The 13684-nt window shown below is 75.4% G+C and carries 12 protein-coding genes; 9 read left to right on the plus strand and 3 right to left on the minus strand.

Features of this window, described 5'->3' with window-relative positions:
• Window positions 1-73 precede the first annotated feature (73 nt).
• The 3 genes from mshB to D7I43_RS14350 all read left to right on the plus strand — a co-directional run bounded on the left by mshB (window position 74) and on the right by D7I43_RS14350 (window position 1994).
• The gene (gene mshB / locus D7I43_RS14340) at window positions 74-997 is read left to right on the plus strand and encodes an N-acetyl-1-D-myo-inositol-2-amino-2-deoxy-alpha-D-glucopyranoside deacetylase (protein WP_120328985.1); all 924 of its coding nucleotides are present in this window, start codon (window positions 74-76) and stop codon (window positions 995-997) included.
• A gap of 17 nt (window positions 998-1014) precedes the next feature.
• A complete protein-coding gene (locus tag D7I43_RS14345; RefSeq protein ID WP_120329126.1) occupies window positions 1015-1449 on the plus strand; it encodes a hypothetical protein in 435 nt (144 codons plus the stop codon).
• 80 nt (window positions 1450-1529) lie between these two features.
• A complete protein-coding gene (locus tag D7I43_RS14350; RefSeq protein WP_120328986.1) occupies window positions 1530-1994 on the plus strand; it encodes a hypothetical protein in 465 nt (154 codons plus the stop codon).
• A gap of 18 nt (window positions 1995-2012) precedes the next feature.
• Here the strand turns inward: D7I43_RS14350 and D7I43_RS14355 are convergent, their stop codons facing one another.
• On the minus strand, window positions 2013-2978 hold the full coding sequence (locus D7I43_RS14355; protein WP_120328987.1) for a GNAT family N-acetyltransferase: 966 nt from the start codon (window positions 2976-2978) through the stop codon (window positions 2013-2015).
• A gap of 79 nt (window positions 2979-3057) precedes the next feature.
• Between D7I43_RS14355 and fdxA the strand changes: the two genes are divergently transcribed.
• The 5 genes from fdxA to D7I43_RS14380 are packed head-to-tail and all read left to right on the plus strand — an operon-like array spanning window position 3058 to window position 6901.
• A complete protein-coding gene (fdxA, locus tag D7I43_RS14360; protein WP_120328988.1) occupies window positions 3058-3384 on the plus strand; it encodes a ferredoxin in 327 nt (108 codons plus the stop codon).
• Entirely contained in the window at window positions 3381-4490 is a 1110-nt protein-coding gene (dapC, locus tag D7I43_RS14365; RefSeq protein WP_120328989.1) for a succinyldiaminopimelate transaminase, read from the plus strand. The genes fdxA and dapC overlap by 4 nt, the downstream gene beginning before the upstream one ends.
• 43 nt (window positions 4491-4533) lie before the next feature.
• Window positions 4534-5553, plus strand: coding sequence for a prephenate dehydrogenase (locus D7I43_RS14370; RefSeq protein WP_120328990.1), 1020 nt, complete (start codon window positions 4534-4536; stop codon window positions 5551-5553).
• 56 nt (window positions 5554-5609) lie between these two features.
• Window positions 5610-6254, plus strand: coding sequence for an SIMPL domain-containing protein (locus D7I43_RS14375; protein WP_120328991.1), 645 nt, complete (start codon window positions 5610-5612; stop codon window positions 6252-6254).
• Window positions 6254-6901, plus strand: coding sequence for a nucleoside/nucleotide kinase family protein (locus tag D7I43_RS14380; RefSeq protein ID WP_120328992.1), 648 nt, complete (start codon window positions 6254-6256; stop codon window positions 6899-6901). The genes D7I43_RS14375 and D7I43_RS14380 overlap by 1 nt, the downstream gene beginning before the upstream one ends.
• On the opposite strand, the gene D7I43_RS14385 is transcribed toward D7I43_RS14380, so the two are convergent.
• Window positions 6878-9517 (minus strand): hypothetical protein, encoded by a 2640-nt coding sequence (locus tag D7I43_RS14385; RefSeq protein WP_120328993.1) that lies wholly within the window; start codon window positions 9515-9517, stop codon window positions 6878-6880. The two genes, D7I43_RS14380 and D7I43_RS14385, sit on opposite strands and share 24 nt — an antisense overlap.
• A 102-nt stretch (window positions 9518-9619) precedes the next feature.
• Window positions 9620-10177 (minus strand): sugar O-acetyltransferase, encoded by a 558-nt coding sequence (locus D7I43_RS14390; RefSeq protein WP_120328994.1) that lies wholly within the window; start codon window positions 10175-10177, stop codon window positions 9620-9622.
• A gap of 155 nt (window positions 10178-10332) precedes the next feature.
• Between D7I43_RS14390 and D7I43_RS14395 the strand changes: the two genes are divergently transcribed.
• Window positions 10333-13644, plus strand: a complete 3312-nt coding sequence (locus D7I43_RS14395) for a S8 family serine peptidase (RefSeq protein ID WP_338041999.1) — start codon at window positions 10333-10335, stop codon at window positions 13642-13644.
• Window positions 13645-13684: the final 40 nt, after the last annotated feature.

Consider the following 13684-nt stretch of genomic DNA (forward strand, 5'->3'; position numbering starts at 1 on the left):
AGGCGGCCGTCGGGGTGATGTGGCCGACCTGCGTGGACGCGTCGGGGCCGGCCCGGCAGAACCGCCGGTTAGAGTGACGGGCGTGACGACGCTGCCCGACCGCCGGCTGCTGCTGGTCCACGCGCACCCCGACGACGAGTCCATCGGCACCGGCTCGACGATGGCCCACTACGCCGCCACCGGCGCGCACGTGACGCTGGTGACCTGCACGCTCGGCGAGGAGGGCGAGATCCACGTGCCGGCGCTGGCCCAGCTCGCCGCCGACCAGGCCGACCAGCTCGGCGGCTACCGGATCGCCGAGCTGGATGCCGCCTGCGCCGCGCTCGGCGTCACCGACCACCGCTTCCTCGGCGGCGCCGGCCGCTACCGCGACTCCGGGATGATGGGCCTGCCGACCAACGAGCACCCGCGCGCGTTCTGGCAGGCCGACCTCGACGAGGCCGCCGGGTACCTGCTGGAGGTCATCCGGGAGATCCGGCCGCAGGTCATGGTCACGTACGACGAGAACGGCTTCTACGGGCACCCGGACCACATCCAGGCGCACCGGGTGGCGATGCGGGCGTACGACCTCGCGGCCGCCGAGGGGATCGCCCCCGCCAAGGTCTACTGGACGGCCATGCCGCTGAGCGTGCTGGCGGCCGGCATGGACCAGTTCGTCGAGTCGTCCGACAACCCGTTCGCCGGCATCGAGGACGTCTCCGAGCTGCCCTTCGCGACCCCCGACGAGCAGATCGCCGCCCGGATCGACGCCACCGACCAGCACGCCGCGAAGCAGGCGGCGCTGCGTGCCCACGCCACCCAGATCCCGCCGACGTCGTGGCTCTACACGATCGCCGGCAGCTTCGGCGGCGAGTTCATGGGCGTGGAGTACTACACCCTCGCCAAGGGCGAGAAGGGGCCGGGCAGCGGCCCGTACGGCTGGGAGGACGACCTCTTCGCCGGGATCGCCGACCTCGGCCCGGACCGGGCCCCGGCTGCGGCGGCCGGCCTGCGGTGACGCTGCCCGCCGCCCCGATGTCACTCGCCCCGGACGAGCCCACCCCGCCGCCGGCGGGGCCGCCGTCGCGCCTGCCGGACCTCGGGCTGCGGGCCGCGGGAGGTCTCGTGTCGGTCGTGGCCGGCGTGGTCACCGGGCTGGTGGAGCTGATGCTCGCCACGGTCCGGGTGGCCGGCCAGCTGATCGGCGTGTCCGTGCTGGTGGCGATCGGCGCCAACATCGTGCTCAGCTGGTTCGCCCACGAGACCGTCGGCCGCCGCTGGTCGGTGGCGCTGCCCGCCGTGCCGTGGTTCCTGCTGATGGCGGTCGCGGCGATCCGTACGAACGAGGGGGACCTGCTCCTCGCCGGGAACAACTGGGTCGGCCTCGTCATGATCATGGCTGGCGCCATGACCTTCGCAGTGATGGGCTTCCGGCAGATCCTGGCCGTACCACGCACCCCACGCGGGTGATGACGCCACTCAGGTACGGGTGGTAGATATTCCTGCCAGGAACCGCCCCGGGTGTGGGCGGTAGGGCGGGAGGTCGTGCGATGGACAAGCGCTGGCGCGACATCGGGGTGCTCGCCGGGGCGCTCTTCGCGGTCAATGTGGTCGCCCGGCTGGTCAACCACTTCGGCTTCGACGGCGACGACGCCGCGGCCGACCGGGTGTCGCTGGGCATGTTCGGCGTGATCGGGCTGATCCTGGCCGTGCTCGCGTTCGTCTGGGGGCGGCGTCGTCCGCTCGGCGACTGGGCGGCGGACATCGGTGGCGCCGTGGTGGTCGCGATGCTGCTCACCGTGCTGGTGGGCCCGCTGCTGGTGGGCGACAGCCCGTTCGCCGGCGGCGCGGGCACCTTCTTCGCCCAGATCTGGTTCTACCTGGGCGCCACGCTCGTCGGGTCGCTGATCGGTTACCTGGTGGCCACCGCGCTGGGCCTCGACCACCGTTCGCAGAGCCTCAAGCGGTTCGCCGAGCTGAAGACCACCAAGCCGCGCAGGGTCGTCCGTCGCTGACCCGGCCGCCCGCACGGGTCAGCGTGGCGCCACCCGCGTCCGGTAGGTGTGGTGGGTCGTGAAGCCGAGCCGCTGGTAGAGCGCCACGGCGCCGGTGTTGTGCTGCTCCACCTGGAGGAAGGCGTGGGTGGCCCCGGCCGCCGCACCCCAGTCGGCGAGCGCCCGGATCATCCGGCGCGCCAGCCCCTGCCGGCGCGCGGCCGGCAGCACCTCGATGAGGCTCAGCCCCAGCCAGCGGCCCCCGCCGGTCACCGTGCCCCGGCCGATGCCGACCAGCGTGCCGTCGGCGTACGCGTGGGCGAAGCGGACCTGGTCCACGGCGGTGAGCACGTGCCGGGCGGCGTCCGGCAGCCCGCCCTTGCGGCCCGACGCGACGGCCAGCCACTCCCGCGTCGGCGCGGCGGCCAGCTCCACCACGGCCGCCGAGCCCGGCGGGGGCGGCGGCGACCCGCCCGCCGCGAGGGGCAGCGGGGCGGTCTGCACGAGCACCGGCGGGCGGGCGGACCAGCCGCGGGCGTCGAGTTCCGCGCCCACCGGCGCGGCCAGCGGCAGCGGGGTGTTGACCATCGGGGTGAGGTCGTGCCCGGCGTACCAGCGCTCGACGGCGTCCACCGCGGCCGGCAACGGCCGGTCCGGGTCACCGACGGGCAGCGCCGAGTTGGCCCGGCCGGTCCACCCGTCGGCGGCCCGTAGCAGCCAGCTTCCGAGCCGGTCCCGTGTCGGCGCCGGCCACGCCTCGTCGGCCGCCAGCTCCAGCTCGACCACGGCGGCGGCGGTCGGGCGGCGCGTCGGCGGCACCCGCTTGGCCCGGTGCACCTCGTCCCGGGGCACCCGCAGCGGGCCCTGCGCCGTGGCCAGCGTGAGATGCGTGTCACTCAGCTCGACCAGCTCGCCCAGGGCGTCGGAGAAGAGGGGGCGGCCGTCGCGCTCGCCCACCATCCGGCGGACCACTATCCGGTGTCCCACATCCTGCTGACCCAGCACGATCGACCCCCTCCCCGGCGAGATACTAGGCTCTTACCGTCGCGGGAGATCGCGGCGCGTCTTGCGGAGGAGAAGACCGGTGACCTACATCATCGCCGAGCCGTGCGTGGATGTGCTCGACAAGGCATGCATCGAGGAGTGCCCGGTCGACTGCATTTACGAGGGCAACCGGATGCTCTACATCCACCCCGACGAGTGCGTCGACTGTGGTGCCTGTGAGCCCGTCTGCCCCGTCGAGGCGATCTTCTACGAGGACGACGTCCCGGAGCAGTGGAAGGAATACACCGGCGCCAACTACGAGTTCTTCGAGGATCTCGGATCGCCCGGTGGCGCCTCGAAGATCGGCAAGGTGGACAAGGACGCGGCCTTCGTGGCCGCCCAGCCGCCGCGCGGTGAGGGCCACTGAACCGGCCCTCGCCGGTCTCGGCACGGCTGCCCGAGTTCACCTGGGACACCCTGGACGCCGCGGCCACCCTGGCCGCGGCGCATCCGGGAGGCCTCATCAACCTCTCCATGGGTACGCCGGTCGACCCGGTGCCCCCGGTGATCCGGCAGGCGCTGGCTGACGCCTCCGACGCCCCCGGCTACCCGCTGACGGCCGGCACGCCGGCGCTGCGGGCCGCCATCAGCGCCTGGGTCGCCCGGGCCTGCGGCGCCGGGGTCGACGGTCTCGGTGTGCTGCCGAGCATCGGCTCCAAGGAGCTGGTCGCCTGGCTGCCCACCCTGCTCGGCGTCGGGCCGGACGACGTGGTGGTGGTGCCGTCCGTCTGCTACCCCACCTACGAGGACGGGGCGCGGCTGGCCGGTGCCACGGTCGTCCGCACCGACTCGCTGACCTCGGTCGGCCCGACCTCGCGGGTACGGCTCGTCTGGGTCAACTCGCCCGGCAACCCGACCGGCCGGGTGCTGCCCGCGGCCCACCTGCGCAAGGTGGTCGACTGGGCGCGCGAGCGGGGCGCGGTGGTCGCCAGCGACGAGTGCTACCTGCCGCTGGGCTGGTCCGCCGAGCCGGTCTCGGTGCTCTCGCCCGAGGTCTGCGGCGGCTCGTACGACAACGTGCTGGCGCTGCACTCGCTCTCCAAGCGCTCGAACCTGGCCGGCTACCGGGCGGGCTTCGTGGCCGGTGACCCGGCGCTCGTGGCGGAGCTGCTGAAGGTGCGCAAGCACGCCGGCATGATCGTGCCCGCGCCCGTGCAGGCGGCCATGGTGGCCGCGCTCCAGGACGAGCGGCACGCCGAGGAGCAGCGGGAGCGGTACCGGGCGCGGCGCGAGACGCTGTACCGGGCGTTCACCGAAGCCGGATTCACGGTCGAGCACTCGGAGGCGGGCCTCTACCTGTGGATGACCCGGGGCGAGGACTGCTGGCGGACGGTCGACTGGCTGGCCCGCCGGGGCATCCTGGTCGCCGCGGGCGTCTTCTACGGCCCGGCCGGCGGCCAGCACGTGCGGGTGGCGCTGACCGAGACCGACGAGCACGTCGCGGCCGTCGCCGACCGGCTCGCCGAGGGCTGAGCCCGCAGCGTCGCGGGCACGACCGAGACGCCGAGGTGGGTGGATGGTGGACAGACCCGGTGGGCGGCCGAGGGTCGCCGTCGTGGGCACGGGGCTCATCGGCGGTTCGATCCTGCTCCGCCTGCACGAGGCGTACCCGGACGTGACCGGCTGGGACCCGGACCCGGCGACGCGGGCCGAGGGCCGCGCGCGCGGCGTACGCGTACCCGACGACCTCGCCGAGGCGGTCGGCGACCGGGACGTGGTGTTCCTCGCCGGGCCGCTGCCGAGCCTGCCGGAGACCCTGCTGACCGTCGCCGCGCACACCGGTGACCGCTGCGTCGTCACCGACGTCGGCAGCACGAAGGCCGGGATCGCCGGCTTCGCGGCCGAGCACGGCCTGACGGGCCGGTTCGTGCCCGGTCACCCGATGGCGGGCACCGAGCGGTCCGGCCTGACGGCCGCCGTGCCGACGCTGTTCGACGGTGCGGCGTGGGTGCTCTGCCCCGCGCCCGAGGGGATCGTGGCCTTCCGGACGCTGGTCGGCCTCCTCGTGGACGTCTTCGCGGCCCGGGTGGTCCCGATGGACCCGGCGGTGCACGACTCGGTGGTCGCCCTGTCGTCCCACCTTCCCCACGTGCTCGCGGGGAGCCTCGCGGGGGCGGTGGCCGACTCGCCGCTGCGCGACGCCGTGCTCGGCCTGGCCGCCGGGAGCTTCCGGGACGGCACCCGGGTGGCCGGCACCCCCGCCCAACGGACGGCCGACATGCTCTTCCAGAACCGGGACGAGGTGCTCCGCCAGGTGGAGCGGGTGCGTGCCGCCCTCGACGAGCTGACCGCCGCCCTCGACCGGGGCGACCTGGACGCGCTCGTCGCGCGGTACCGGCGGGCGCGGGAGCTGCGTCACGCGCTGCCCGACCGGGTGCTCCACGAGCACCGGCGGGAGTTCCCGACGGACGGCGACCACGCGGCCGAGGTGGCGTACCTGCGCGACCTGGGCGCCGCCGGCGGCCACCTGACCGGGTGCCGCGCCGGCGCGGACGTCGTGACGTACGCCGGGTGCCGCCCGCCCGCCGAGGGCTGACCACCGGCTCGGGGCAGGGCCGGGCGCGCGGGCGCGGCCGCGACTAGGGTGAGGGCATGGTGGACGCGCCGGTGGTGACCGTACGCGGCGAGGCGTACCGGGAGGTGCCTCCGGAGCTGGCCCGGTTCACGGTCACCGCCACGGCGCGCGACCGGGACCGGGAGGCCACCCTCACCCGGCTGGCCGAGCGGGCCGCCGCCGTCCGGGTGCTGCTCGACGCGGAGGGCCCGGCGATCGACCGCCGCGAGACCGGCGACCTGCGGGTGCGGCCCGAGACGGCACGCAGCAGCGAGCGGGTGGTCGCCTGGCACGGCAGCGTCACGACCACGGTGGCGGTCACCGACTTCACGGCCCTCGGCGAGCTGATGCTCCGGCTGGCCGACCAGGACCAGGTCGAGGTGGCCGGGCCGTGGTGGTCGCTGCGCCCCGACAGCCCCGTCCACCGGGAGGTCCGGCACGCCGCCATCGCCGACGCCCTCGCCCGGGCCCGGGAGTACGCCGAGGCGCTCGGCGCCCGGGTGACGGCGCTCGTCGAGCTGGCCGACGCGGGTGTGGAGCGGCCGATGATGGCCCGGATGGCGTACGCCGCCGGCCCCGGGGCGGGCGACGGCCCGCCGGAGCTGGACCTGGATCCGCAGCAGCAGACCGTGCAGGCCGCCGTGCAGGCGCGCTTCGCCATCAGCACGCCGGTTCTCGGCTGATGGCGGCGCCGCGGGTGCTTCCCGTCGCGGAGCTGGTGGACCGGGCGCGCGCCCTGGCCGAGGCCGGCCCGCGACAGTTGCTCGGCATCGCCGGCGCGCCCGGTGCCGGCAAGTCGACCCTGGCCGAGCGGATCGTCGCCGAGGTCGGGCCGGCGGCGCGGCTGGTGCCGATGGACGGCTTCCACCTCGCCCAGTCCGAACTGGAGCGGCTGGGCCGCGCCGACCGCAAGGGGGCGGTCGACACGTTCGACGCCAACGGGTACGTGTCGCTGCTGCGCCGGCTGCACCTGCTCGAACCGACCCCGGTCTACGCGCCGCTGTTCCGCCGGGACCTGGAGGAGCCGATCGCCGGCGCCATCGAGGTGCCGCCCGAGGTGCGCCTCGTGGTGACCGAGGGCAACTACCTGCTGCTGCCGACGCCGCCGTGGGACGAGGTGCGGTCCCTGCTGCACGAGGCCTGGTTCCTCGACCTGGACGCGGAGCTGCGGCTGCGCCGGCTCACGGCCCGGCACGTGGCGTACGGGCGGTCACCGGCCCAGGCGCGGGCCTGGGCGCTGGGCAGCGACGAACGCAACGCCGCGCTGGTGTCGGGCACCGCCGACCGGGCGGACCTGGTGGTCCGGCTAGCCGGAGCCCCGGCGGGGTAGCGGCACCCCGCGCCGCAGCAGCCGGGCGACGTGCGCCCGCTCGTGCTGGAACTCCGGCGCCTCCGGATAGGCGCTGTGGTTGCGGATCGGCGGGTCGGCCACCTCGCCGCCCTGGGGGTGCAGCGCCTCGGGGTCGCGTACGGCCACGTCGTGCTGGCCCGCGTTGACCGGCCAGCCGAGCGGGTCGGTGTCCCGCCAGAAGTTCGTCCAGCCGGTCCAGCCGGGCGGTGTGGTGAGCGCCGCGGTGAGGGTGGGCAGCCGGTCCGGTCCGAAGTACGCCGGGAAGACGCGCCCGTACAGGCGGGTCAGCTGGCAGCCGTACGAGAAGAACCAGAGCCGCCACCGCCAGCGGGCCGGCAGTTGGAGGATCACGGCCGTGCAGATCACCGTGCCCTGGCTGTGCCCGGACAGGATGATGCCGTCCATCCGGCGCGGGTCGTGCTCGGTCAGCGCGAGCAGCCCGGCGATCCGGGTCTGCAACTCGGGCACGGCCCGCTCGGCGTAGCTCGGCGGGGCGAGCGGGTGGGCGGCCCGTGGCCAGAACGTGCCGACGTCCCAGATCACGCCGACGGTGCGCCGCACGGCCTCGTTGCGGTAGACGAGCGCGCCGATCGCGGCGACCAGCACCGGCAGCCACCCGAGCATGGAGTCGCCGACGCTGGCGACGACCTTGACCACCGCCGCGCCGTCGGTGGCGTCCACGGGGTGCGGGCGGGTACGCGACAGCGCCGCCGCGCTGCCGAGGGCGGCCAGCACGGCCGCCACCACGGTGAAGCACCCGACCAGCCGGATGGCGTGTTCGCCGACCAGCCGGTGCAGGGCCCGGAAGGTGCTGACGTCCCGGCACCGGCGCAGGTCGTGCAGGGACAGGCGGTGCCCGGGCAGGACCAGTTCGGCGTACGCCCGGCGGCGTAGCCCTTGGAAGAGCAGGCCGGCCCGGACGAGGGTGGCGGCGAGTGCGAGGAGCACGACGGCGAACGCGAGGCCGGTCCACATCACCGGGATCGGCGGGGTGATCGTGGAGCGGCCGTTCGGGGTGCCCCCGTTGTTGAGCCGGTCGGTCACCCAGTAGAGCAGGCCGGCGCAGTTGGCGACGCAGAGGAGCCAGCCGAGGCCCGCGATGACGGCCGGCCCCCGCCCGCCCCACGCGACGTCGGTGTGCGGTGCCAGCGGCTGCACGCAGGCGGCGGCGCGGGTGCGGGGGAGCACGAGCCCGACGGCGGCGAGCCCGACGGCCGGCACGGCGAGCATCCACACCGCGAGCGCCTCCGGTGCCGGCGGCGCCAGCGGCAGCCAGCCGTCGATCCAGGACACGCCGTGGGCCAGCAGCAGCCCGGCGGCCACCGGCGGCACGAGCGCCCGGCGTCCGGACCGGGCCACCGCGCCGATGGCGATGAGCAACAGCAGTTGGCCGGTGCCGAGCCAGGCGACGATCCAGTCGTACCCGGGCAGGGAGCGGTCGGCGTGACAGCCGGCCACGGCGGGGTCGCGCGTGCAGCCGCCGGGCGGTCGCAGGTCGGCCAGCGGTACGCCGGCCGGCCCGTCCGGCAGCAGCAGCACCGTGATGCTGCCGGCCACGGTGAGAGCCGTGAGGGCGGCGACGGCCGCGCTCCAGCGTCCGAGCGGGCTGGGGCCCGTACGCCGGGTGAGGTACGGCCGGCCGAGCGCGACGACGGTGATGACCAGGACGGCGCTGCCCGCCGCGACGGCCGGCCAGGCGACCAGGGCACGGAGGCCCCGGGGCGGGTCCATGGCGAGCACCATCCCCAGCGGCGCCGCGGTGGCGACGACCGCGCCGGTGCACAGGTGCAGCACCGCGGCGCGGCGCAGTTGACCCTCGCCGCACCAGAAGGTGCGGTCCTCCAGGGGATTCGTCGGGTCCGGCTCCGGCGGCTCGGGCTCCGGCGGCGGCTCCTGCGGGGGCTGGTCGACGAGGGGCCTCGCGTCCGCGGGCACCGCGACGGTCCGGCGCGGGAAGAGGCCGGTGCCGGGTCCGGCGGGCATCTCGGCCTCGTACTGGTAGGTGCGCCAGGAGACGAGCCCGAGCAGCGCGAGCAGGCTCAGCGGGACGAGCAGGCCGACGGCGAGCGCGCGGGCGCCCTCGCTCCACCAGCCGTGGCCGAGGAACTCCCACGGTCCGGGGATCCGGCCGAGGCAGTCGTCGTCGACGCACTGCCAGCCGATGAGGTCGACGCCGATCCCGGTCAGCGTGAGGACGACGGAGCAGGTGAGGCTCAGGCAGAAGAGCCGGATGAGCCAGGCCGTGAGGCCGGAGCGGCTGAACCACCGCTCCTGGTCGGGGTCGGGCGGGATGCCGGGCCGGGCGTGCAACGCGACGTTGGCGAGCGTGAACGGCAGCAGCAGCGTCCACAGGGCCCGCTCCACGTCCCGCGCGGTCCGCGCCCCGGAGGTCAGCTGCCCCCAGCTGTACGCCTCGACGACGAGCGGGTCGTCGGCCGCGGTGCCGGGGGCGCGGTAGAAGCCGGTGACCGTGCCGCCGGCGACCCGTCGCGGCTGGGGCGGGTCCCCGCCGGGCCCGGGCTGCATGCCGAGGGTCTGCGCCGGAGGCGTGTTGGACACCCCGTGGACACGAAGCTCGAGGACCCGACCGCTCATCCCGCCTCCTGGTGAAGACGTCACTACCCACAGTGCCGGGTGGTGGGCCGGGCCGCAAGTGGCCGGATGAGCTGTTAGCGCAGGTGAGAGGCTTGATCGCGTTTAGTCGAGGGTCCGCGTCGGCCGCGCGGGGTTGCCGAGCGCGACGACGTTCGGGGGTAGGTCGCGGGTCACCACGGCGCCCGCCCCCACGACCGTGTTCGCCCCGACGCTCACCCCGCCGAGCACGATGGCGCCGCCGCCGAGCCAGACGTTGTCGCCGATCGTGATGGGCTTGGCGGACTCCCACTTCGCCCGCCGCGCCTCGGGTTCCACGGGGTGCGTGGGCGTGAGCAGTTGCACGTTCGGTCCCACCTGGACGTCGGCGCCCAGGGTGATCGGTGCGACGTCCAGGAAGACGGCATGGTAGTTGACGAAGCAGCGTGGTCCGACGCGGATCTGCCAGCCGTAGTCGCAGTAGAAGGGTGGGCGTACCCAGGTGTCCTCGCCGACCTCGCCGAGCAGGTCCCGCAGGGCGGCGAGGCGGGCCCGCGGGTCGTCGGCGGGGCTGGTGTTGAAGCGCTCCATCAGCTGGGCGGCGCGGGCCATGTCGGCGGCGATCTCGGGGTCGTCGGGCCGGTACGCCTCGCCGGCGAGCATGCGTTCCTTCATGGACGTCACCGGCCGATCATCCCGGCCGGGCGGTGGTGCCCGCAGGGAACTCCGTCAACTTTCCGACTCGTCCGTGCATACCGGGTATGCGATGCTGACGTTCGTCAATGTCTCCATCGGTTACGACGCTCCACGAGGAGGATCCGTTGCACCGAATCAGGAAGTTGACCGGAACCGCTCTCACACTCGCCCTCGTGCTCGCCGCGCCGGCCGTCGCCGTCGCCGCACCCCCCACGGTGGCGACCGACCCCGCCACCGCGCCGGCGGCCCCCACGGCCGACCGGCCGACCACCGTCACCCTGCTGACCGGCGACCGGGTGACCGTCACCGCGTCCGGCGGCGTCAGCGTCCGGCCCGCAGCCGGACGCGAACACGTCCGCTTCCTCACCCGCCGCGACCGCGGACACCTCTCGGTCGTCCCGCACGACGCGCTGCCGCTGATCGCGGCCGGCCGGGTCGACCGGAGGCTGTTCGACGTCACCGGGCTCGTCGCGGCCGGCTACGACGACGCCCGGCGCGACGACCTGCCCGTCCTGCTGCGCACCCGGGCGGGAGCCGAGCGGCGCACCGCCGCCCCGGCGGGCGTCACGGTGACCCGCGACCTGCCCGCCATCGGCGGGGTCGCCGCCTCGGCCGACAAGGCCCGGGCCGGCGAGGTCTGGGCGGCGGTCACCGGTCGGGCCAACGGACGGGTCGACATGGCGGGGGATGTCGACCGCGTCTGGCTCGACGGCCGGCGGCAGGTCACGCTCGACCACAGCGTGCCGCAGATCGGCGCGCCCGCCGCCCACGAGGCCGGCTTCACCGGCCGGGGCGTCCGCGTCGCCGTGCTGGACACCGGCGTCGACACCGGGCACCCCGACCTGGCCGGCCGGGTGGCCGATGCGCGCAACTTCACCGAGGACCCGGCACCGGGCGACCTCGTGGGGCACGGCACCCACGTCGCCTCGATCATCGCGGGCAGCGGTGCCGCCTCCGGCGGCCGCTACCGTGGCGTCGCGCCCGACGCGACGCTGCTCGCCGGCAAGGTCTGCGAGACCAGCTTCTGCACCGATTCGGCCATCCTCGCCGGCATGCAGTGGGCCGCCGTCGAGCAGCGCGCCGACGTCGTGAACATGAGCCTCACCGGCCCGGACACGCCCGAGACCGACCCGCTCGAGGAAGCGGTGGCGCGCCTCACGGCGGAGACGGGCGCGCTGTTCGTGGTGTCCGCCGGCAACGACGGGGACTTCGCCCCGGTCGGCTCGCCCGGCACCGCGGACGCCGCACTCTCCGTCGGCGCGGTCGACCGTGACGACGACCTCGCCGACTTCTCCAGCCGCGGCCCGCGCGTCGGCGACGACGCGGTGAAGCCGGACCTCACGGCGCCGGGCGTGGAGATCGTCGCGGCGCGCGCCGCGGACGGTGTCATCGGCGACCCGGCGGGCGAGGGGTACGTCTCGCTCTCCGGCACGTCGATGGCCGCGCCGCACGTCACCGGCGCCGTGGCGCTCCTCGCCCAGCAGCACTCCGGGTGGACGGCCGGGCAGCTCAAGGCGACCCTCATGGCGTCGGCGAGGCCCCACCCCGGGCTGAGCGCGTACGCGCAGGGCGCCGGCCGGGTCGACGTGGCCCGGGCGATCGGCCAGACCGTGACCAGCGACCCGGCGAGCGTCTCGTTCGGGCGGGCGTACTGGCCGCACGACGACGACACCCCGGTCAGCCGGCAGGTGACCTGGCGCAACGACGGCCCCGCCCCGCTCACCCTGGACCTCACCGTCGAGGCCACCGGCCCGGACGGCGCCGCCGCGCCGGCGGGGATGTTCACGCTGAGCACGAGCCGGGTCACCGTGCCGGCCGGCGGCACGGCGACCGCCACCGTCACGGCCGACACGCGCGTCGGCGCCACGGACGGGCACCACACCGGGCGGATCGTCGCCCGGTCCGGCGACACGGTGGCGGTCACCCCGTTCGCCGTGCACCGGGAGGTGGAGAGCTACACGCTGACCGTCCGGCACCTGGACGACACGGGCGCCCCCGCCGCCGACCACGCCACCACCCTCGTCGACCAGGCCGACAGCACCAGCATCGACCTGTACGACCCGGACGGCACCGTGCGGGCGCGCGTGCCGAAGGGACGGTACAGCCTCGTCAGCCTCCTGTTCAGCGGCGAGGGCGAGGACGCGCGGGTGGCGCTGACGGCCCGTCCCGAGCTGACCGTCGACCGGGACACGGAGGTCACCGTCGACGGACGGACGGCCAAGCCCGTACGGATGACGGTGCCCGACCGGGAGGCCACGCCGCAGCTCGTCGACATCGGGGCGACCGTCCTCGCGGAGAACGGCAACTCGTACGGCTTCGGGCTGCTCGGCTTCGACTTCACCGGGCTCCGGACGGCCCAGTTCGGGCCGGACGGCGACGCCGACCGCTTCGTCGGCACGCTGGGCAGCCAGTGGGCGGACGGTGAGGCGGCCAGCAGCCCGTACCTGTACGCGCTCAGCGAGGGGTTCCCCGGCCGGCTGCCGACCGGGTTCGAACGGCACTACCGGGCACGCGACCTGACGACCGTCACCCACCGGTTCCGCGGCGGCTACGCCGGCATGGAGGCGGAGCGGGCCGTCTTTCCCGAGGTGGCGGGCGTCGGCGGCTGGGCCGTCGTGCTGCCGACGGCGGTGCCGGGCCAGCGGGTCGAGCACTACAGCGCCCGCGGCGTGCGCTGGAACTCGGAACTGACCTTCGGCGTACGGGCCGAGGAGGGGTGGCTCGAGCCCAGGGCCGTCCTCGCCAGCGACCCGCGGACCTACCGGCCCGGCCAGCACCTGCGGGAGACCTGGAACACGGCCCCGTACGGGCCGTCCTTCCCGGCGCCGCGCTGGCCGGGGCAGGGCATCACCCGCCAGGGTGACCTGATCCTCGTGGACGTGCCGCTGCACAGCGACGCGAACGGGCACGCCGGAGGCTCGCTTCCGGACAGTGCCCGGACCGCCCTCTACCGCGACGGGAAGCTGGTGGGGGAGAGCGCCGACCCGGGCTTCGGCCAGTTCGAGGTGCCGCCGGCCGCCGCCGGCTACCGGCTGGAGACCACGACGAGGCGGAGCTTCACCGACCTGAGCACCGAGGTCGGCGTGTCCTGGACCTTCCGGTCCCGGCACGTGCCCGGCGACGGCTTCGCGGCGCTGCCCGCCATGGCGGTCCGCTTCGCGCCCCCGCTCGACGCGGCGAACACCGCGCCGGCCGGGCGGAGCTTCGCGATCCCGGTCACGGTGCAGCGGCAACCGGGTGCGCCGGGTGCGCGGGTCGCGGCGCTCACGGTGGAGGTCTCGTACGACGGCGGGGCGACCTGGCAGCGGGCGCGGACCCACCGGACCGGCGGCGGCTGGACGGCCACGGTCCGGCACCCGGCCGGTCCCGGGTACGCCTCGCTGCGGGCCACCGCCCGCGACACCGCCGGCAACACGGTGAGCCAGCACGTCATCCAGGCGTACCGGCTGCGCTGAGCGGGTGTGCTCCTCCGGGTCCGCTGGTCGCGGGCCCGGA

This window comes from Micromonospora globbae (assembly GCF_003610785.1).
GTDB lineage: Bacteria > Actinomycetota > Actinomycetes > Mycobacteriales > Micromonosporaceae > Micromonospora > Micromonospora globbae.